This window comes from Cognatishimia maritima, from assembly GCF_900129685.1.
GTDB lineage: Bacteria > Pseudomonadota > Alphaproteobacteria > Rhodobacterales > Rhodobacteraceae > Cognatishimia > Cognatishimia maritima.
The window spans coordinates 202,557-223,729 of record NZ_FQWM01000005.1; the positions used below are offsets into that span (position 1 = coordinate 202,557).

Sequence of the window (21,173 nt, forward strand, 5' to 3'; positions counted from 1 at the left end):
GCCTTCTGACCTTAGCATCTCAGCGATCAAGATCAATCCAACGCCGCAAAGCCGCTGTTCTTTCACAGCAATGGCTCACCATTTAAGCCCCCGAATTGAAACTGTTTTTGCAAAACCGTCATGGGCTGCCCGCTTGATCCCCTCAAAGAGCCGTGGCAACGTGAGCTATGGAGCGAACAATCTTAAAATCTTGGGCGGACTGCGCCGCAAATCTTGTTGCTGTTGCCGCCGGGCGCGCAGCGGCTGATCTTGTGATCAAGGGCGGGCAATGGGTGAATGTGCACACGCGCGAAGTGCTGCCGGACCATGACATCGCCATTGCCGACGGGCGCATCGCCTATGTTGGACCGGACGCCAGCCATTGCATCGGCACTGATACTACGGTGATCGAGGCCAAGGGGCGATTTATGATCCCCGGCCTGTGTGACGCCCATATGCACATCGAAAGTGGCATGCTGACGCCTGCCGAATTTGCGCGCGCGGTCATTCCGCATGGCACCACGACGATGTTCACCGACCCACATGAAATCGCCAATGTGCTTGGTTTGGAAGGTGTGCGGATGATGCATGATGAGGCGCTTATGCAGCCCATCAATATCTTTACCCAAATGCCCAGTTGCGCGCCCTCTGCACCCGGGCTTGAGACAACTGGCTATGAGATCACGCCTGAAGATGTCGCCGAAGCTATGCAGTGGCCGGGTATCATTGGTCTGGGGGAGATGATGAATTTCCCCGGTGTGGTCAACGCCGATCCAAAAATGCTCGCCGAAATCGCGGCGGCGCAAGTGGCGGGGAAAACCGTTGGCGGGCATTATGCCTCTCCTGATCTGGGGCCAGCCTTTCACGCTTATGCGGCAGGTGGGCCTGCGGATGATCACGAAGGCACCTGCGAAGCCGATGCCATTGCCCGCGTGCGTCAAGGCATGCGGTCGATGATGCGGCTTGGGTCTGCGTGGTATGACGTGGAAACCCAGATCACAGCGGTGACCGAAAAGGGTTTGGACCCCCGCAACTTCATTCTCTGCACGGATGATTGCCACTCTGGCACATTGGTGAATGATGGCCACATGAACCGCGTGGTGCGCCATGCAATCGACTGCGGCTGTGACCCGTTGGTGGCGCTGCAAATGGCCACGATTAATACCGCCACGCATTTTGGATTAGAGCGTGAATTAGGCTCTATTACACCCGGAAGGCGGGCCGATGTGATCCTGACCAGCGACCTAAAGACCCTGCCGATCGAACATGTGATTGCGCGCGGACAGACCGTTGCGCGGGACGGAAAATGCCTTGTTGATTGCCCGCATTATGATTGGCCCGATACCGCACGGCAGACAGTGCACATGGGCCGAGACCGCACCGCCGACGATTTCATTGTCCCGGCACCCGAGGGCGCGAACCGGGTGACGGTAAACGTCATTGGCGTGGTCGAAAACCAAGCGCCGACCAAAGCCCTGAAAGCGGAATTGAACGTAAAGGACGGGCGTGTCCAAATGGACCGCGAGGCCGATATCTGCCAGATCGCTTTGGTTGAACGCCACCGCGCCTTGGGCACCACTACAAACGCCTTTGTCAGCGGCTTTGGCTACGCGGGCAATATGGCCATGGCCTCTACGGTGGCGCATGATAGCCACCATATGATTGTGGTCGGCACCAACCGCGAGGATATGGCGCTGGCCGCCAATCGCCTAAGCGCAGTGGGCGGGGGTGTGACGGTGTATAAGGATGGCAAGGAATTGGCGCTGGTTGAGCTGCCCATTGCCGGTTTGATGTCTGACCAGCCCGCCACGGACGTTGCCGCCAAGGCGCAGAAAATGGTCGAAGCGATGCAGGCTTGCGGCTGCACGCTAAACAACGCTTATATGCAACACTCTCTGCTGGCCCTCGTGGTGATCCCGGAACTGCGTATTTCCGATCTGGGCCTTGTGGATGTGACTAAATTTGAAATGACAGACGTTATACAGGCCGACACATGACCCCGATCCATCTATCCGTAAAATCTCCGTCTGTCAGAACGCCGGAGTCTTTCACCGATGCCGAGACAGCGGTCGAACGGCTCTGTGAGCTTTATCAAACCGCCGCCGACTTCCTGTGTCAGGAATTCACAGAAGCGCTGGCGCATGGCGCGCCGGGAAAACGTATTCGGGCCTACTACCCGGAAATCCGTATCACGACGACAAGCTTTGCCAAGATTGACAGCCGCCTATCGTTTGGCCATGTCGCGGAACCCGGTGTCTATGCCGCCACGATCACCCGGCCCGACCTGTTTCGCCACTACTTGAAACAGCAAATCGCGCTGTTGATTGAAAACCATGACGTGCCGGTTGTCATCGGGGCTTCTGATACACCGATCCCGGTGCATTTTGCCGTGGCCAACGATGCATCAATCACCGTGCCGCAGGAAGGCGCAGCCGCCTTTCCTTTGCGGGATGTCTTCGATGTGCCGGACCTGTCGACCACCAATGATGACATTGTGAATGGGATCAACCCGTCGGTTCTGGGTGCGCCCAAACCACTGGCCCCATTTACAGCGCAGCGTGTGGATTACTCGTTAGCACGGCTGGCCCATTACACTGCGACGGCGCCGGAGCATTTTCAGAACCATGTGCTCTTTACCAACTACCAATTCTACGTCGCCGAATTCGAAGCCTATGCGCGCGAGATGCTGGCCGATCCCAAAAGCGGCTACACCAGCTTTGTGTCTACGGGGAACGTAGAAATCACCAAGCCAGACGCCGTGATACCGCCCGTCGACAAGCAACCCCAAATGCCGACCTATCACCTGAAACGCGCCAACGGGGCGGGGATCACTTTGGTCAATATCGGCGTCGGGCCGTCCAACGCCAAGACGGCGACGGACCACATCGCGGTACTGCGCCCGCATGCGTGGCTGATGGTGGGTCACTGTGCGGGTCTGCGCAATTCGCAAAGCCTTGGCGACTTTGTTCTGGCCCACGCCTATCTGCGCGAAGACCACGTGCTGGATGACGACCTGCCCAATTGGGTGCCAATCCCGGCGCTGGCCGAGGTGCAGATTGCGCTGGAGCAGGCGGTGGCGAATGTCACCGAGCTGACCGGCTATGACCTGAAACGGATCATGCGGACGGGCACCGTCGCGACGATTGACAACCGCAACTGGGAATTGCGCGAACATACGGGGCCGGTGCAACGGCTTAGTCAGTCGCGCGCCATTGCGCTTGATATGGAAAGTGCCACCATCGCCGCCAATGGCTATCGCTTCCGGGTCCCTTACGGCACGCTTCTATGCGTCTCTGACAAACCCCTGCATGGCGAATTGAAGCTGCCGGGAATGGCATCGGATTTTTACAAAACGCAGGTCGCGCGGCACCTGATGATCGGAATTCGCGCGATGGAGTCTTTGCGCGAAATGCCCCTTGAACGCCTGCATTCGCGGAAACTGCGCTCATTTGACGAAACAGCCTTCTTGTAAAGAGGGAAAATTCGCAAAAAAAGCGCAATTTTCTTAGGAAATCGGCAGCAATTCGTTGTCATCTGAAAAGTAATTCCTTTAAATGCCGCCATGAGGCCCAAAAATGACGGGCAGAACCAAGGAGACAAACAAAAATGGCAAAGCCAATGACCAAGACCCAACTCGTTGCTGCACTGGCCGAGGAAATGGGCGCCGACAAGAAATCTGCGGGTGCTGCACTGGAAGCGGTCTGCGCTCTGATCACCCGTGAAGTGTCGGCTGGCGGTGCTGTCACCCTGCCAGGTGTCGGCAAAATCTATTGCCGTGAGCGTCCAGAGCGTATGGTACGCAACCCAGCAACCGGTGAGCAGATCAAGAAAGAAGCGGACAAGGTTGTTAAGATGACAATCGCGAAAGCTCTGAAAGACAGCGTCAACGGCTGATCAGATATTTCCATCTGAGTTCGAGATACGAAGGGTCGCCAGCGGGCGGCCCTTTGCTTTTTGCGTGAGCGAAACATGACGGCTGCTGGTCGACATCACGCACTGGCACACGGAAACTTGAAGCTTCATATTCCCAGTTTTGAATGACAAAGCCTGCCATGTTCGGCATTTTCCCGACATGGATCTGATCTTTGCCTATGCTGCGGGGCTGCTGACGCTGATAAACCCCTGCGTGTTGCCCGTTCTGCCGATTGTACTGGCGACGGCTTTGCAAGCCAGCCGGCACGGGCCGCTTGCGATTGCAGCGGGCATGAGCCTGTCGTTTGTCTCGCTGGGTTTGCTTGTCACCGCCTTTGGGCATGCCATCGGGCTGACAGTGGATACATTGGCGCAGATCGGGGCGGTCCTGATGGTGGGGTTTGGTTTGGTCCTTCTTGTCCCGCGATTCTCGACAGGGTTTTCGCTCGCAACCGCCGGCGTTGCTGCACGCGCAGACCAGCAGTTGGATCTGGTCGACAGATCGACCCTGCGCGGCCAGTTTGTCGGGGGATTGCTACTTGGTGTGGTGTGGAGCCCCTGCGTTGGGCCGACACTTGGCGGCGCGATCTCATTGGCCAGCCAGGGGCAGAACCTGGGGTATGCCGCCGACATCATGGCTTTTTTCGCGCTTGGCGTTTCAAGCATTATCCTTGCTTTGGGCTACGGCGCGCGTGGCGCCTTAATGCGCAACCAAGCGCTGATGCGAAGCATCGCCATTCGGGCCCGGCCGGTCATGGGGGCTGTTTTCCTGCTGGTCGGCCTCGCGCTGTTCTTTAAGCTGCACTACCTCGCCGAAGCTTGGCTGTTGGATCACATGCCGCTTTGGCTCATCGATTTCTCTGTTTCCCTGTAAAGGAGTGTCTTATGTATCGTCGTCATTTCCTAACGCTTGCAACCGCCGCTGTTGCGCTGCCCACGATCGGCTTTGCGGCTGCTGACTACACACCGGGTCTGGTGCAAAAGCATCTTGATCGGGGCGATACGGTCTTCCTTGATTTCAAGGCCTCTTGGTGCACAACCTGCCGCGCGCAAGAACGCGTGATCAAGGCGTTGAAAGCTGAGAACCCTGACTACGAAGCCAAGATCGTGTTCATCAACGTCGATTGGGATCAATACGGCGGATCTGATTTGGTCAAATCACTGGGCATCCCGCGCCGGTCGACCTTGGTCGCCCTTAAGGGCGACAGCGAAATTGGCCGCATCGTCGCTGACACCAGTTCCAAACGGATCAAAGCGCTGATGGATGCGGCCCTCGCCGCCTGAGGTCTGCGATCACAAGCCAGTCACCCGGCTGAAATATCCGTTTGAATTTCCCCGCGACGCTCCATCTAATGGCTGTGGAAACGAATAAGGGAGACCTCGTGTGAGCACCTATCGCAAAGACCCCGATGCCATTGCGAAGCTGACGGATGAACAATTCTGGGTCACTCAGGAAAACGGGACGGAGCGCCCGGGCACTGGCAAATTGCTGAAGAACAAGGAACCCGGCATCTATGTCGATGTGGTGTCTGGAGAGCCATTGTTTGCAAGTTCGGACAAATATGAATCAGGCTGCGGCTGGCCGAGCTTTACCAAGCCCATAGACAATGTGACCGAACATCACGACGCCACGCATGGGATGATCCGCACCGAGGTCCGCTCTAAGCACGGTGACAGCCACCTTGGGCATGTCTTTCCCGATGGACCTGCCGACCGTGGCGGGCTGCGGTACTGCATCAACTCGGCCTCGCTGCGTTTTGTGCATCGTGACGATATGGAGGCTGAGGGCTATGGGGCCTATCTTGATCAAGTGGAGGATGTGACATGACCGAACGCGCGGTTCTTGCGGGCGGATGTTTCTGGGGCATGCAGGATTTGATCCGGCGTCAGAAAGGCGTGGTTTCAACCCGTGTCGGCTATACCGGCGGCGATGTGCCCAACGCGACCTACCGCAACCACGGCACCCATGCCGAGGGGATCGAGATCATTTTTGACCCGGCCCTGACCAGCTATCGGGACATCCTGGAGTTCTTCTTTCAGATCCACGATCCGACCACAGTGAACCGCCAGGGCAATGACATTGGCACCTCCTATCGGTCGGCGATCTATTATGAAAATGAGGACCAAATGGCTGTCGCGAAAGACACAATTGCAGATGTCGATGCCTCGGGGCTTTGGCCGGGCAAGGTGGTGACCGAACTCGAACCGGTCGGTGATTTCTGGGAAGCTGAGGATTATCATCAGGACTACCTTGAAAAAAACAAAGGCGGATACACCTGCCATTTCCCGCGGGCCGATTGGGTGTTGCCAAAACGGGCCTAGGCGCATCTTGCCTGAGGGGCGCTGCCCCTCGGCCTGCGGCCTCACCCCGGAGTATTTGCGCAAAGGTGAATGCGGACGGATATCTTAGGTAAGCTGACGGCGCGCCCAGCGCGCGGCGTCGGCAACCGTGTCATCCGGGTCATGTGTCAGCGTTTCGATCTGCGGTAGAAACGCTGGCTGGCCCGAATTCCCCATCGCATAAAGCACATTTCTGACAAATCTGTTGCGACCAATCCGCTTGATCGGGCTTCCGGCGAATTTCGCGCGGAACGCGGCATCATCCAGCGCTGCAAGCTCTGAGAGTTTGGGAGCCGCCAGATCGTCGCGGGCGTGGTATCTGATCTCGCGCGCATCGACCGCGAATTTGTTCCATGGGCAAGCGGCCAGACAATCATCGCAGCCGTAGATACGATTTCCCAACAGTGGGCGCAGGTCTTCATCAATCGGGCCGTGATGTTCGATCGTCAGGTAAGATATGCAGCGCCGTGCATCAATCTGATTGGGTGCCGGAAAGGCATTTGTCGGGCAGGCATCGAGACACGCCCGGCAAGACCCACAATGATCGATTTCGGCTGGATCAGTGTCTAATTTGAGTGTTGTGAAGACCGAACCGATAAAGAACCAGCTGCCCAGATCGCGGCTGACGAGGTTGGTGTGTTTGCCCTGCCATCCCAGACCTGCCGCCTGCCCGAGGGGTTTTTCCGGCACCGGGGCGGTATCAACGAAAACTTTGACTTCGACCTCCGCCCCGGCCTCGGCAATCAGCCAGCGCGCGAGCCGCTTCAAGCGTTTCTTGACAAGGTCGTGGTAATCTTTGTTCTGGGCATAGACAGAAATCGCTCCACGTTCAGACATGCGATGGACAGCCAGAGGATCATGCAGCGGCGTGTAGCTTTCCCCGAGCATGATGACGGACTGCGCCTCGGGCCAAAGGGCGGCCGGATTTTCGCGCCAATGAACGCGATCCGCAAGCCAACCCATCTGCCCGTGATAGCCTTTGCCCAGGAACCCGCGGAGCCCGTCAGGAACCTGCGGCACGGCATCTGGGCGGCAAATCCGGCAGAGGTCAAACCCGATCTCTTGCGCTTCAGCCACCAGTCTTGCTTTTAGGTCCACAGCCGGGCCTTAAAAGTCGAGGTCAGCGTAATGGGGTGGCGGCGGAAAGCCCGGAATTTGGTCGGCGAGGATTGACCGAAATGCGGGGCGCGATTTGACTTTCGCGTACCAGTCTTTGACCGCCTCCGACCGGTTCCAGTCCACATCACTGATATAGTCCAGCGATGACAAATGCGCGGCGGCGGCGAAATCGGCCAAGGTCATGCTGTCGCCCGCGAGCCACCGGCGATGATCCAAAAGCCACGCCAAATAGTCCAGATGATACTTGATCGCCTTTGCCCCAGCTTTGACATTGGCGCTATCCGGATATCCGGTGCCGTGGACCTTGCGATAGACGCGCTCATACAGAAGCTTTCCGGTGACTTCGTTGTAAAACTTGTCATCGAACCAACCGACCAACCTGCGCACCTCGTGGCGGGCTTCAGGCGATGTTGGCATCAAGGCCGGTTCAGGGTGGACCTCTTCCAAGTATTCACAAATTGCAGCGCTTTCAGCCAGAAACTTGCCGTCGATTTTTAGGATCGGCACCTTGCCTGCCGGGTTGCGGCGCATGAAATCTGCGTCTTGCTCCCAATAGCGTTCTTCCACCAGCTCGCATTCAATCTTTTTCTCCGCAAGGCTCAGGCGCACCTTGCGACAGAAAGGAGAAAGCGGAGCGTGGAACAGACGAGCCATGTGCAAACCATCATGAAATGAAACTCTGTCCTAATTGCCGAAATATGGCAGCAGTTTCAACTCGCTTGTCAGAAAATCGCCGGCGGTTATTGGAAACAGTCCGCGCGACCGTCCCGATCAATGGTCGCCGCGCCGTCGACAATGGAGGCCACGCGCCGGGCTTGAGCGTTGGTGATGCGGCTTGCAGACCGGGTTTTCGGGCTGGGTAGAACAGAGGCCAAACGCGCCGCTTGCGTGGCTGACAAATCGGCTGGCGCTTCGTCAAAATAGTGCTGCGCTGCCGCGCCAATACCAAAGACACCTTCATCAAATTCCGCGACGTTCAGATAGACTTCGACGATGCGGCGCTTGCTCCACGTCATTTCGACCAAGGGTGTGATCGCGGTTTCCATGGCTTTGCGCAGCCAGCTGCGCCCTTGCCAGAGGTAGGCGTTCTTGACGACCTGCTGGCTGATGGTCGACGCACCTCGTTGTGCGCCAGCGTCAATCGCCGCGCGGATCGCATTGACGTCAAAGCCCCAGTGCCGGCAGAAATTGGCGTCCTCTGCCGCCACAACAGAGCGTGCCACGACAGGCGCGATGTCATCCATGGGTACCCAGAAATGATTGACCTCTCCGAGGCGAGAGCGTTCGGATTGGATCGTCCATGTCGTCGGTGGATTAAAAAGGGAATAGGCAAGAACCAGCACCAGCAAAAGCGCCAAAGCCCCAGCGCTGCCAAGCAGGACATAGCGCCGCAAGCGGCGTGTCATGCGCGCGCGCCAGCCCTCTTTCCGCTTGGTCTTTGAATTGGTTTTCTTTGCTGTCTTTGCCATCTGTCAGCCACTGCCCTGTTCCTTGGGCATAGTCAAACCATGGCAGCGGTGCAAGAAAGTCTGCAAATCGTCGGTCAGCGAGAACACGCCCAGACGACGGTTTTGCAACTGTGGGAACGGCCATCGCACAGTTTGTGCGCGGTGCGTTCGGCACCACTACGTGTCCGTGCTCGTGCCCAGCTCCAACTGCCGTTTTCGCCTTGGGCAATAGCTGCGCAGCTGTTCTTAAAGGTCCGCATTTCGGCGCAATCCCAGCCACAGTGTTCTTGCGCGGTCCGGTAGGCACCTTCTTCAGACCAATGGGAATAGGCGACGCCGATTTTCCCATCGCCATTGAACCCGATGGCCCCCCAGCAATGTTCAAACCCGCATTGCCCCGCAGTTGCCGGTGCCGCGGCAAATATTGAGAGGGTAAACCCCAGAATTTGAAGAGATTTCAGGCTCATGCGCTGAAGGTAACATAAAAAATGTACCGAAAATGTGGCAACTCTCGTTATGGGAGAGCGGCGTTACATTTCGGCAACAAAAAACCCCGCACCAAGGCGGGGTTTTCTGGTTCTTTGGGCGCTTTGCCTTATTCGGCAGGGATTGCCGCGTTCTCTTCGCTCAGCGGATAGGCGAGTTTGTTCAGCATTTCCTTCGGGCAAACCTGAATGAAGTTGCCTTTTTCAATGTCCCAATGCTGCAGAATGTCCTGCGCTTTGCGCGACCCGGTTTCCGCCAGGTGGCGTTCGATCAGAGATTTCAACTGTGTCTCCCAATGATCGACGGTGACCGGGCAGGTGACCAAGGTTTCCTTGTTCATCAGCGCCTCTGACATGCCCTCTGGGTCATAGAGGTAAGCCATGCCCCCGGTCATGCCTGCGCCAAAGTTTGCGCCGATAGAACCGAGGATGACAGCAACGCCGCCGGTCATGTATTCACACCCACTGGCACCGCAACCTTCGATCACAACTTTCGCGCCAGAGTTCCGCACGGCAAAACGTTCACCTGCGCGGCCAGCGGCAAACAAGTGCCCGTCCGTCGCACCATAAAGCACTGTGTTGCCGATGATGGTGTTTTCCGATGCCGTCAGAGGTGAGTTCATTGGAGGACGCACCACCACAACACCGCCAGACAAACCTTTGCCGACATAGTCGTTGGCATCACCCGAGACCTCGATTTTCAAACCGGGTGCCGCGAAAGCGCCCAGAGACTGACCCGCAGACCCAGTCAATTTGACGGTCAGGTGGTCTTCTTGCAGGGCGTTGCGCATGCCGAAGTTGCGCACGATATGGCTTGAGGTGCGCGTGCCCACGGTCCGGTGCGTGTTTTGCACCGCGTAAGACAGTTGCATCTTTTCGCCGTCCTGCAGGAACCGCGCGGCATCGCGCACGATTTCCGCATCAAGCGTATCAGGCACGGCGTTGCGGTCTTTGTCGCGGTTGTAGACGATCTCGGATGCGCCATCGACGGTGATCAAAAGCGGATTGAGATCCAGATCATCCAGATGGGCAGAGCCACGAGACACCTGCGCCAGAAGGTCTGCGCGGCCAATGACATCATCCATCGACCGAGCACCGATAGAGGCCAGAATCTCTCGGACTTCTTGCGCGTAGAAGGTGATCAGGTTCACGACCTTATCGGCATTGCCGGTGAATTTCTCACGCAGCGATTCATCCTGCGTACAGACGCCAACCGGACAGGTGTTGGACTGACACTGGCGAACCATGATGCAGCCCATCGCGATCAGGGCTGCGGTGCCGATGCCGTATTCCTCGGCCCCTAGCATCGCCGCCATGACAATGTCGCGCCCTGTGCGCAGACCGCCATCGGTCCGCAGAGTCACACGGCCACGCAGGTTGTTCATCGACAGAACCTGATGTGCCTCGGTCAGGCCCATTTCCCACGGCAGACCCGCGTATTTGATCGAGGTCGCAGGGGAGGCACCGGTGCCGCCGTTGTGGCCTGAAATCAGGATCACGTCTGCCTTCGCCTTGGCAACACCTGCCGCGATTGTGCCAACGCCCGAGGACGCCACCAGTTTTACTGTGACCTTACAGCGCGGGTTGATCTGTTTCAGATCATAGATCAGCTGCGCAAGGTCTTCGATTGAATAGATATCGTGATGTGGTGGCGGAGAAATCAGCGTCACACCTTTGGTCGAATGGCGCAGACGCGCAATCAGGTCGGTGACCTTCATGCCTGGCAGCTGACCACCCTCACCCGGTTTTGCACCTTGGGCGACTTTGATTTCCAGTTCTTCACACTGGTTCAGGTATTCAGCGGTCACACCAAAACGGCCAGACGCCACCTGCTTGATCTTCGCAGAAGGGTTGTCGCCATTTGGCTCGGGCACGAAGTGTGCCGGGTCTTCGCCGCCTTCACCAGAGTCTGATTTCGCACCGATGCGGTTCATCGCAACGTTCAGGGTTTTGTGTGCCTCTGGTGAAAGTGCGCCCAAAGACATGCCCGGCGTCACGAAGCGTTTGCGGATCGAGGTGATGGATTCCACTTCTTCGATCGGAACTGGCTTGCCGATGGCCTTGATGTCCAGAAGGTCACGCAGGTGGATCGGCGGCATGGACCGCATTTTTGCGGAATATTGCTTCCACAATTCATATGACGCGCGGTTACACGCCGCCTGCATCATATGCATGGTCTGCGCTTCCCACGCGTGGGTCTCACCCGATTTGCGCGCTTTGTAAAAGCCACCGATGGGCAGCACATTTTGCACCGCGCCAAAACCACGGCTATGCACTTCTTCGGCTTTCTTTTGAATGCCCGAAATACCAATCCCGGAAATACGTGAGGTCATGCCAGGGAAGTATTCAGCCACCATCGCGCGGCTGAGACCGACAGCTTCGAAGTTCAAACCACCACGGTAAGAGGAGATCACAGAGATACCCATCTTTGCCATGATTTTCAGAAGGCCCGCGTCAATCGCTTCGCGATAGCGGGCGACGGCTGTGGTCAGGTCGATATCCAGAAGACCACGCTGAATACGGTCGGCGAGGGAATCCTCGGCAAGGTAGGCGTTTACAACCGTTGCACCCGCACCGATCAGAACCGCGAAGTAATGCGGGTCGATACATTCTGCGGATTGCACATTCAACGAACAGAAGGTGCGCAGACCCTTGCGGGTCAGGTGGCTGTGCACGGCAGAGGTTGCCAAGATCATTGGCATTGCAACGCTGTCTTCGCCTTGGTCCTTGTCTGTCAGAACAATGTGGCCAGCGCCTGCACGAACGGCATCTTCGGCCTCGGCGCGAATACGCTCCAGGTGAGTGCGCAGCACACCTGCCTCAGACCCAGCTGGGAAGGTACAATCGATGCGCACAACCGTGTCGTCAAAGGCATCAAGCAGCGCCTCGAACTGGGCGTTGCCAACAAATGGGCTGTTCAGCAGGATGATTTCCGTCTGGCTGCCGTCTTCGTCTAGCACGTTCTTCAGGTTACCAAACCGCGTCTTCAGCGACATCACGCGGTATTCCCGCAGAGAGTCGATGGGCGGGTTCGTCACCTGAGAGAAGTTCTGGCGGAAGAAATGGCTCAGCGGGCGATACTTGTTGGACAAAACCGCGCTTGGGGTGTCGTCACCCATAGAGGCGAGCGCCTCTTTGGCGTCCTCGGCCATTGGCGCAAGGATTTGTTCCAGTTCTTCGATTGTGTAGCCAGCCGCGATCTGACGCTTGCGCAGCACATCCCCTGTGAACAGCGGCTTTTCCGTTACCTTGCTAAGTTCGGAATCAAGGTCACGGATTTTGCCAACCCAATCGCCATAGGGGCGTGCCTCTGCCAGAGCGTTCTTGATCTCTGTGTCGCTGTATAGCTTGCCTTCGGCCATATCGACGCCGATCATCTGACCGGGGCCAAGCGCGCCTTTTTTGACGGCGGTCGCTTCGTTGATCGGCACCATGCCTGCCTCAGATCCAGCGATCAAAAGGCCATCGCCTGTCACGACATAGCGCATCGGGCGCAGACCGTTGCGGTCCAAACCGGCACAAACCCAACGGCCGTCGGTCATCGCCAGTGCAGCCGGACCATCCCAAGGTTCCATGACAGAGTTGCAATAGGAATACATGTCGATCCAAGACTTCGGCAGCTCCACTGCCTGTTTGGACCAGCTTTCTGGCACCAGCATGGTCTTTGCCATCGGCGCAGAACGGCCAGAGCGCACAAAGACCTCAAACACGCCGTCCAGCGCTGCAGAGTCAGACGCACCGCTTGGAACAATCGGTTTAATGTCGCCAGCCAGATCGCCGAAATAGTCGGACGCCATGCGGATTTCGTGGCTCTTCATCCAGTTGAGGTTGCCCTTCAACGTGTTGATCTCACCATTGTGCGCCAGCATGCGGAAAGGCTGTGCCAGCCACCATTGTGGGAAGGTGTTGGTGGAATACCGCTGGTGATAAATCGCAAAGGCGGATTCAAAACGTTCGTCTTGCAGGTCCGGATAGAAGACCGCGACTTGCTCGGCCAGCATCATGCCTTTGTAGATGATCGAACGGCAGGACAGCGACGCAATATAGAGTTCCCCAACACCGGCACCCGCAGCAGCTTTTTCGATCCGGCGGCGGATGACGTACAGCTCGCGCTCAAAGGTTTCTTCGTCCACACCTTTGGAGTTGGAAATCAGGATTTGCTCGATCTCTGGACGGGTCGCGTTGGCTTTCTCACCCAGACAGGTGATGTCGACCGGAACATGGCGCCAGCCATAAATGCGGTAGCCCATACGCAGCACTTCGGATTCCACGATGGTCCGGCAGGTTTCCTGTGCGCCAAAATTTGTACGCGGCAGAAAGACCTGACCAACAGCGATCAACTCATCTTGCGCTGGCTCATGGCCTGTGCGGCGGATTTGATCGTAAAAGAACGGAACCGGAATTTGAACGTGAATGCCTGCGCCATCGCCGGTCTTGCCGTCTGCATCCACCGCGCCACGGTGCCAAATGGCTTTCAACGCGTTGATGCCCGCTTCAACCACCTTGCGGCTTTTCTTGCCGTCAACGGCGACAACAAGGCCCACACCACAAGAGGAATGTTCCTCGGCTTCGCTATAAAGGCCGTTTTCGGCAAGATACTTGCGCTTGGCTTCTTCGTTGCGAACCCAGTTTTCATCATATTTTGTCATTTTCGAACCCTTCCCCAATCTGGCAGGTCACATTATCTGGCTGGCGGCGTTTGGATGTCACAGCGCGCCAGCGCAAATCTTAGTTATTCTGCAGCGATAGCTTTCGCGGCGTTAAGTTTCTTTAGGATCGCCTCGGCGCAATCGCGCCCGTCGCGGATCGCCCAAACCACCAGCGACGCACCGCGTACGATGTCACCAACGGCATAGACGCCATCAAGATCGGTCGCACCGGTTGTGAAGGCGGCCTTGATGGTGCCCCAACGAGTCACAGATAGCGCCGGTTCATTCCAAAGCGCTGGCAGGTCCTCTGGTTCAAACCCAAGGGCTTTGATCACCAGATCTGCCTCTTCGACATAATCCGCGCCTTCAATGACCTCTGGGCTTTGACGACCGGACGCGTCAGGCTGACCCAGACGCATGCGCTGCACCATGACGCCATTGACCGGATCACCGGTAAAGCCTTTGGGCGCCGCGAGCCATTCAAACACCACGCCTTCTTCTTCTGCGTTCTGCGTTTCACGCTGCGAACCCGGCATATTGGCGCGGTCACGACGGTACAGACATTTCACGCTTTCCGCACCTTGGCGGATCGCGGTGCGCACACAGTCCATCGCTGTGTCACCGCCGCCGATCACGACAACTTTTTTGCCTTCGGCGTTCAATTCGCCACTGTCAAATTCGGGCACCGTGTCGCCAAAGCTCAGGCGGTTAGAAGCGGTCAGATAATCAATCGCCTTGACGATCCCAGCAGCCCCTGCTCCCGGTCCTTGCAAGTCGCGCGATTTATAAACGCCGGTTGCGATGATCACCGCGTCATGCGCCTTGCGGATCTCGTCAAAAGAGATGTCCTTGCCGATTTCGCAATTCATTTTGAAGGTCACGCCGCCCGCCTCAAGCTGGTCGTTGCGACGCATGACGATGTCTTTTTCCAGTTTGAAGCCCGGAATGCCATAGGTCAGCAGGCCACCCGCACGATCGTAGCGGTCATAGACAGTCACCTGCACACCAGCCCGGCGCAGCATGTCTGCCGCAGCCAAGCCACCGGGACCCGCGCCGATAATGGCCACGGATTCTTCTCGCTCAGATGTCGGAGCCGGCGGCTTGACCCAACCGTTTTCCCAGGCCGTGTCGGTGATGTATTTCTCAACCGAGCCAATGGTCACGGTGCCGTGGCCGGATTGCTCGATCACACAATTGCCTTCGCACAGGCGGTCCTGTGGGCAAATCCGACCACAGATTTCCGGGAAGGTGTTTGTCGCCTGCGAGACTTCATAGGCCTCTTCCAGTCGACCTGTCGCCGTCAGACGCAGCCAGTCCGGGATATTGTTGTGCAGCGGGCAATGCGATTGGCAATAAGGCACCCCACACTGAGAACAGCGGCTTGCCTGTTCTTCGGCTTTGGCTTCGGCATAGGCCGCATAGATTTCATGGAAATCTTTATTGCGCTCGTCCGCCGCCCGTTTGGCGGGCATGTCACGGTCGACGCTGATAAATTTAAGCATGGGTTGCTTGGCCACGGCGGCTGCCTCCTGCAAAGATCTTGGTTCGGTCTGTGTAAAGAAAGCGAAACAACTATAAAAGTCAACTTGGCTGACCTATATTTACTTTTTTTGATGAAAACAACCTGCGGGGCGCGGATTTTCACAGGATTTTAGGTCCGATACAGGACTAAATACGCGGTTCCCTAATTTTTTCACTGGTTTATACGGGAAATCAGTAACTTTTGGAAAAGATCAATGGCCTTGTATCACCTGATTCTGCTTGCCGTCGTGCAGGGTATTACAGAGTTTCTGCCGGTATCCTCCTCTGGTCATTTGATCCTTCTTCCCAACGCGCTCGGCACCGCAGATCAGGGCCAGTTCCTAGATGTTTCCGTGCATGTCGGCACGCTGGGTGCTGTCATCCTCTACTTTTGGAAGGATGTGCGCGGCGCGTTGCTCGGATTGCCGGCCCTCGCACGAGGGAACACCAATGACCCCGGCGCGCGACTTGCGCTCTTACTGATTATCGCGACCATTCCGGTCATCTTCTTTGGTGTTTTCCTTGCCTTGACAGGCCTTAATGATCTGCTGCGCTCCGTCGCCGTGATCGGCTGGACGATGCTTGGCTTTGGCCTTGTGCTTTGGTGGGCAGACCGACGCGGCGCGCAGACCCTCCGAACAGAAGACTGGTCGATGAAACACGCCATTCAAATGGGGCTCTGGCAGGCCATCGCTTTGATCCCCGGCACCTCTCGCTCCGGTATCACGATCACAGGTGCGCGTGCCCTAGGGTATGATCGAGAAAGCAGTGCCCGCCTTGCCATACTGATGAGCATCCCCGCCATTATCGCAAGCGGTGGCTATCTGTTGTTGGACACGGGGCTTTACCTGACGGGCCCGCAAGCCCGCGATGCCGCGATTGCCGCAGTGCTGGCCTTTGGTGCGGCTTTGTTGGCTTTGAAACTGATGATGCGACTTCTGCAGTCGGTCAGTTTCACCCCCTATGTCATCTACCGGGTGTGCCTTGGGCTGATCCTGCTTTACGTCGCCTACAGCTAGACGCAGGCACAACGAAAAACGGACCCCGAAGGGCCCGCTTTCTGAAAATTTTGACCTCAGGCGCGAAGGTTTTTCGCAGAATCCTTGATGGCGTCGTATTGCCCAGAGGGGCGGAAGCGCCAAAGATATTCTTCGATGACAGCCGCTGCGGGTGTAGGCTGAATGCCAAGGTCGGCCAAAGTCTTGGCGCCCTCGCTGACAACGTTATCGTTCTGCAGAAGTTTGACCTGATCGCGCGTCAGGACTGAATTCTGCCACAGACCAAAGGTCACCTTTTGCAAAAGATCAAAGCCGAACCCCATCAAACGCCCAATCGCAAACGGCAGATTCAGAACCAGTCGCCGACGGTGGATGACGTCCAGAATATCTGCAATCCATGCCTCAAGCGGTTTGGCAGCCGGTCCGCCCAATTCGTAAAGCCCCTGCGCCTGACCGAGCACCCCCTGAACGGCGGCTTTGGCAACATCATCCACATAAACTGGCTGAAACTCTGTCTTGCCGCCAACCAGAGGCAGCACAGGGCCAAACTTCGACATCGCTGCGAAGCGGTTGAAGAACATATCTTCAGGTCCGAAAATGACAGATGGGCGCAGGATCATCGCGTTTGGCATATGCTCCAGAACCGCAGCTTCGCCGTCAGCCTTGGTGCGGGCATAGGCGCTTTCAGACTCTGCATCTGCACCCAAGGCAGACAAATGCACCATCGTCGGGATACCGGCCGCTGCAGCCAGACGTGCGATGCGCGCAGCGCCTTCTGTTTGAACGGCTTCAAAACGATTCTTTCCGCCCTCCGCCAAGATACCAACGCAATTGACCACCGCGTCGGCCCCAGCCATGGCCGCCGCAACCGACGCCTCATCGCGAATATTGCACAGCACCGGCTCTACCTGACCAACAGAGCCATAGGGCTTGACGAACATCGCCTCATTCGGCCGCCGAACAGCGACGCGCACGCGCCAGCCCTGCTTGGCCATCCGCCGCGCAATATAGCGCCCAACAAAGCCAGAGCCGCCATAAATGGTAACGAGTTGCGACATGTCAGTTCCCCGCTTTTGGATTCCAAAAGAGAGATACAAGCCGACACAGAGTTGAACAAGTTGCAAATCGGCGCGGCGGCTAAGAAACACAGGCGTCCTAGCAGCCCCATGGGTTCAACCCATAGCCGCTCCAGAGGCAGCGCTTCTACAAATTTCTGTTTATTTACAAATGCCTAACCAGCGCACAAACGAACCTCAATGGGCCACCGATTATTTTTACAAATTCTTCAGAATTCGCGTTGACTCTATTTGCCCATAGTTCTAAATCCCCCTTCACGACATCTAAGCCCAGATGGCGGAATTGGTAGACGCGCTAGCTTCAGGTGCTAGTGTCCGTATGGACGTGGAGGTTCGAGTCCTCTTCTGGGCACCATTTTCCCTTAGAATATTGATATTATTTTTAAGCCCTCGATAGGCAGTCCCCCCAGTCATCCACCCCATCTAACTCGATAAAAAATCAGTTGGGCTGGTTACTTGGTAACAAAATTCAGATCGCCACTCACAGCCAGTCGGGTAGGAAATCTGCCGTTCACGCGGCGGGTCCGTTGCAGTCTCATACCTCTGCCCTTTTGTCCGCGACATCCATCAGATGGCGGATGTGCCGCGCAAAGTACCATGTCGCGGGCACGCCGACGACTGCGCCAATGAGAACCGCCGAGCTCGTGGACAGCACAGGTCCGCCTATCCAACTGAAGATCAGTGAGGCAAAGAACACATTGACTGCTGCCGCGCCCGCGCCAAACGGGTATAGCGAAACCGCGATTTTGATTGTGGACCATCCAGCCTTTGTCATCTGCGCGACACCAACCATTGCACCACCACCATGCTCAGTACAAGTGTGATGCAGGCCAAGGCATACCAGAGTTCCGCAGTCGCGGATTGCGCCTGTGGGATCGGTCGGTCGAAGCTTTCTGCAAAGAGGCGCGAGCCTGCGAGAACGAAGAAGCCTGTGAGGGGAAGAAAGAGGCGCATATCAAGTCTCCTGTGTAAGCGATCTGTAGATGTCGGGCAGCGCGCGTAGCAGGCGATTGGGATTCGGCAAAAGGGCAAACCCACCGCGCCCGAAAATGCGCGCGAACCAGTCTTGTCCGTCTTCGTCGATCACAACACCATGCAGGCTTTGGCCCGCAGCGCGGGCTTCTCGAACGGCCATGTGGCTGTCTTCGATCCCGTGCTGGCCTTCGTAGTGGTCCAGATCGTTGGGCTTGCCATCGGTCAACACGATAAGCAGCTTGCGGACGCTCGGTTCCTCGGCCAGTTGCGCGCTGACATGGCGGATCGCTGCACCCAGACGGGTGTAGTGACCAGGCTTCAATGCGGCAATATTGGTGGCAATCGCCGGTGACATCGGGTCTTCGAAGCCCTTGCAGCGGGTCAGGAACACTCGGTCACGGCGCAGTGATGAAAAGCCCCAAATACCGCAGCGGTCGCCCGCCGCGTCGATCCCGGTGGCCAATGCCGCCATCGTGTCACGTGCCACGTCGATGACGCAGGTGTTGCCGATCGCCGCTTCTGTGGACCGCGAGGTGTCGATCAGGAAAGCAACCGACACGTCGCGATCCACTTGCCGCGCGGCCTGCCAGATACGATCCGATCCACGCCCGGTCGCCACCATGTCGGTACGTGCGGTCAGGACCGCGTCAAGGTCCAGCTCTGTCCCGTCGATCTGGCGCGGTTGCAGCACGCGGCGCGGGCGTAGGACCTCGAACTGGCGGCGGACTTCTCGCACATAGCGCGCGTTCGGTGTGTAGGTTTCGCCACCCGCCAAAGCCGGCGCATCAAGCACACGGCAGTGATCTTGCATGTAACTGCGCGAGCGGTGGTTCCATTCGGGGTATGTGTGCTTACCCGCCAGAGCCTCGTGATCAGCATCTGCCGGCGACAGGTCGAGATGCAGGCGCAGCCGCGTGGCGACTTTGCGGTCCTGTTTCGACAGGGTGATCCGGTCCTGATCGTCGGCTGCCTTCTGAGCATTTTCATCGTCGTCGTCATCGACACTGCGGTTGATGTTCATCGACTCGACCCATGACAGGATCGATTCAAACCGATGTATGATGAAGCTATCCTTGCGATTCTGCTGGTCTTGATTCTTGCGCTCGCCCAGCTTGCGTTTGCCGAAAGCGGCATCGGGTGCCGGTGGGGCGGGGTCAGCTTCGGCATCGTCGGCTGCCTGCCCTCCCGTGCCTGGGAGTTCAAAGCGCAGCCAGATGGAAACAGGCGCGCATGGCTTGAAGCTGCGTGCATCTGCGTCATTAGCATCAAGCGCGGGCCTCTTGCCGCACAACTGGTCGCGGATAGCCTGTTCCATTGCGGCCTCTTGCGCGGGGCGGTGCATGTCTGTTCGAGCCTCAGCACAGAACGTGGCCATGGCGACATAGCGGTCGCGCAATCCGGGGCAGGCCGAATAAGCCTTGTCTGCGGCCGCTGCGTTCGCGCGAATATAGGCGCAATCCCGCATAGCGCCGGACGCTCCCGGATCAAGTGCATCGACCTCGGTCACAGCGGCAAGCGCCGTGAGCCAGAAATATGCCGCGCGATTGAGTTCAGCATCGGGAAATGCCTCCATGACGGGCGGCAATGCCAGCCGTTCGCCATCGAAGCGAGCCACCCATTCGCGATCCCGCTCGGCCCCAAGCTTGCGGCGCATGACTTGCCGATGCTGCACGATGCTTGGTGCAACTTCGGCCAGTTCGACTCCCGGGTTACCGCCGAGCGCGCGGAAGAGAATCGCGAGGCTGGGTCGGACCGAGGCCAGCGCGACACCCGCTTCGGGGTATGTGACTCCCGCCCCGATCCCGCTGGCCATGTCGTGCCAGAGGTTTCCAACCGTCTCTTCGGGTTCCATGAGGTCGCGCAGGTGCATTGTCGTCACCCGTAGATCGTGCTGACCAGATCGCGCAATGATTGCTGCACGTCCGGCTCGTCGCTCAATGGTTCGATGACTGCCGCCTCAAGCGCCTCGGTCACCCCCATACCGCCAGCCATCAGCGTGGCGGCGTAGATCAAAAGGCGGGTTGAGACGCCTTCCTCAAGATCCATCCCGCTAAGATTGCGGATATGGCCTGCCAGGCGGACCAGAGGAGCAACGCGTCCCGGCTCCAGCCTGCTTTCCGATGCGACCACTGCGATCTCGGTTTCGTTGTCGGGAAAATCGAAACTGATCGAAAGGAACCTTTGGCGTGTCGATGGTTTGAGCCGCTTGAGCACGCTCTGGTAGCCAGGATTGTAGCTTGCCACGAGCATGAACGCCGCAGGTGCAACCAGCTCTTCGCCGGTGCGGTCGATCATCAGCGTGCGGCGCGTGTCGGTAAGCGGGTGCAGCACCACCGTTACGTCCTTGCGTGCCTCGACGACCTCGTCAAGGTAGCAGATGCCCCCCTCTCGGACAGCGCGGGTCAGAGGACCATCGACCCAGACAGTCTCTCCGCCTTTCAAAAGATAGCGCCCGATGAGGTCCGCGGCGGAAAGGTCGTCATGGCAGGCGACCGTATAAAGCGGTTTACCGAGCCGCGCTGCCATATGCTCGACAAAGCGGGTTTTCCCGCAACCAGTCGGCCCCTTCAGAAGAAGGGGCAAACCGTTTTCATAGGCCGCCTCGAACAGGTCGCATTCGCGCCCCGTGGGGTGGTAGAACGGCAGTTTGGGTGTGGTCGCGATGTTCATG

Annotated in this window: 19 protein-coding genes and 1 tRNA gene; 9 read left to right on the forward strand and 11 right to left on the reverse strand. The window is 57.6% G+C overall.

Translation table 11 applies throughout. The annotated features are described in order from the left end of the window. Positions 1-167: 167 nt before the first annotated feature. The 7 genes from ade to msrA all read left to right on the forward strand — a co-directional run bounded on the left by ade (position 168) and on the right by msrA (position 6,213). Positions 168-1,976 (forward strand): adenine deaminase, encoded by a 1,809-nt coding sequence (ade, locus tag BUA39_RS12185; protein ID WP_072793480.1) that lies wholly within the window; start codon positions 168-170, stop codon positions 1,974-1,976. Continuing rightward, the gene (locus tag BUA39_RS12190; RefSeq protein WP_072793481.1) at positions 1,973-3,451 is read left to right on the forward strand and encodes an AMP nucleosidase; all 1,479 of its coding nucleotides are present in this window, start codon (positions 1,973-1,975) and stop codon (positions 3,449-3,451) included. The genes ade and BUA39_RS12190 overlap by 4 nt, the downstream gene beginning before the upstream one ends. A 134-nt stretch (positions 3,452-3,585) precedes the next feature. Beyond that, complete coding sequence (locus tag BUA39_RS12195; RefSeq protein ID WP_072793482.1) at positions 3,586-3,873, forward strand: HU family DNA-binding protein; 288 nt, start codon at positions 3,586-3,588, stop codon at positions 3,871-3,873. 178 nt (positions 3,874-4,051) lie between these two features. Continuing rightward, positions 4,052-4,765 (forward strand): cytochrome c biogenesis CcdA family protein, encoded by a 714-nt coding sequence (locus BUA39_RS12200; protein WP_072793483.1) that lies wholly within the window; start codon positions 4,052-4,054, stop codon positions 4,763-4,765. A gap of 11 nt (positions 4,766-4,776) precedes the next feature. Then, positions 4,777-5,175 (forward strand): thioredoxin family protein, encoded by a 399-nt coding sequence (locus BUA39_RS12205; protein ID WP_072793484.1) that lies wholly within the window; start codon positions 4,777-4,779, stop codon positions 5,173-5,175. Between the two features lie 100 nt (positions 5,176-5,275). Then, entirely contained in the window at positions 5,276-5,719 is a 444-nt protein-coding gene (gene msrB, locus BUA39_RS12210; protein WP_072793485.1) for a peptide-methionine (R)-S-oxide reductase MsrB, read from the forward strand. Then, positions 5,716-6,213 (forward strand): peptide-methionine (S)-S-oxide reductase MsrA, encoded by a 498-nt coding sequence (msrA, locus tag BUA39_RS12215; protein WP_072793486.1) that lies wholly within the window; start codon positions 5,716-5,718, stop codon positions 6,211-6,213. The genes msrB and msrA overlap by 4 nt, the downstream gene beginning before the upstream one ends. Before the next feature lie 84 nt (positions 6,214-6,297). On the opposite strand, the gene queG is transcribed toward msrA, so the two are convergent. The 6 genes from queG to BUA39_RS12245 form a co-directional block, all read right to left on the reverse strand. Further along, positions 6,298-7,308 (reverse strand): tRNA epoxyqueuosine(34) reductase QueG, encoded by a 1,011-nt coding sequence (queG, locus tag BUA39_RS12220; RefSeq protein WP_242648589.1) that lies wholly within the window; start codon positions 7,306-7,308, stop codon positions 6,298-6,300. 30 nt (positions 7,309-7,338) lie between these two features. Next, positions 7,339-8,004 (reverse strand): FtsZ-binding protein FzlA, encoded by a 666-nt coding sequence (gene fzlA / locus BUA39_RS12225; protein WP_072793488.1) that lies wholly within the window; start codon positions 8,002-8,004, stop codon positions 7,339-7,341. Positions 8,005-8,090: 86 nt separating this feature from the next. Next, positions 8,091-8,819, reverse strand: coding sequence for a monofunctional biosynthetic peptidoglycan transglycosylase (gene mtgA / locus BUA39_RS12230; RefSeq protein WP_072793489.1), 729 nt, complete (start codon positions 8,817-8,819; stop codon positions 8,091-8,093). A gap of 74 nt (positions 8,820-8,893) precedes the next feature. Further along, positions 8,894-9,265, reverse strand: coding sequence for a DUF4189 domain-containing protein (locus BUA39_RS17100; RefSeq protein WP_072793490.1), 372 nt, complete (start codon positions 9,263-9,265; stop codon positions 8,894-8,896). A 128-nt stretch (positions 9,266-9,393) separates the two neighbouring features. Next, positions 9,394-13,932: a glutamate synthase large subunit gene (gene gltB / locus BUA39_RS12240; RefSeq protein WP_072793491.1), complete on the reverse strand. Its 4,539-nt coding sequence runs from the start codon at positions 13,930-13,932 to the stop codon at positions 9,394-9,396. A gap of 83 nt (positions 13,933-14,015) precedes the next feature. Continuing rightward, positions 14,016-15,449, reverse strand: a complete 1,434-nt coding sequence (locus BUA39_RS12245) for an NAD(P)-dependent oxidoreductase (protein WP_072793492.1) — start codon at positions 15,447-15,449, stop codon at positions 14,016-14,018. 219 nt (positions 15,450-15,668) lie between these two features. Here BUA39_RS12245 and BUA39_RS12250 point away from each other — a divergent pair, with 219 nt between their 5' ends. After that, positions 15,669-16,472: an undecaprenyl-diphosphate phosphatase gene (locus BUA39_RS12250; protein WP_072793493.1), complete on the forward strand. Its 804-nt coding sequence runs from the start codon at positions 15,669-15,671 to the stop codon at positions 16,470-16,472. A gap of 56 nt (positions 16,473-16,528) precedes the next feature. On the opposite strand, the gene BUA39_RS12255 is transcribed toward BUA39_RS12250, so the two are convergent. Continuing rightward, on the reverse strand, positions 16,529-17,509 hold the full coding sequence (locus tag BUA39_RS12255) for a complex I NDUFA9 subunit family protein (RefSeq protein ID WP_072793494.1): 981 nt from the start codon (positions 17,507-17,509) through the stop codon (positions 16,529-16,531). Between the two features lie 286 nt (positions 17,510-17,795). Here BUA39_RS12255 and BUA39_RS12260 point away from each other — a divergent pair. Then, positions 17,796-17,882: transfer RNA gene (locus BUA39_RS12260), tRNA-Leu, on the forward strand. A 180-nt stretch (positions 17,883-18,062) separates the two neighbouring features. Here BUA39_RS12260 and BUA39_RS12265 read toward each other — a convergent pair. Genes BUA39_RS12265 through BUA39_RS12280 form a run of 4 tightly spaced genes read right to left on the reverse strand, consistent with a single transcriptional unit; the run spans position 18,063 to position 21,172 of the window. After that, positions 18,063-18,302, reverse strand: a complete 240-nt coding sequence (locus BUA39_RS12265; protein WP_072793531.1) for an NnrT protein — start codon at positions 18,300-18,302, stop codon at positions 18,063-18,065. Then, entirely contained in the window at positions 18,299-18,481 is a 183-nt protein-coding gene (locus BUA39_RS12270; protein WP_072793495.1) for a hypothetical protein, read from the reverse strand. Before BUA39_RS12270 ends, BUA39_RS12265 begins: the two co-directional genes overlap by 4 nt. Before the next feature lies 1 nt (position 18,482). Beyond that, complete coding sequence (locus BUA39_RS12275) at positions 18,483-20,372, reverse strand: nitric oxide reductase activation protein NorD (protein ID WP_072793496.1); 1,890 nt, start codon at positions 20,370-20,372, stop codon at positions 18,483-18,485. A gap of 5 nt (positions 20,373-20,377) precedes the next feature. Then, the gene (locus BUA39_RS12280; protein WP_072793497.1) at positions 20,378-21,172 is read right to left on the reverse strand and encodes a CbbQ/NirQ/NorQ/GpvN family protein; all 795 of its coding nucleotides are present in this window, start codon (positions 21,170-21,172) and stop codon (positions 20,378-20,380) included. Position 21,173 lies beyond the last annotated feature (1 nt).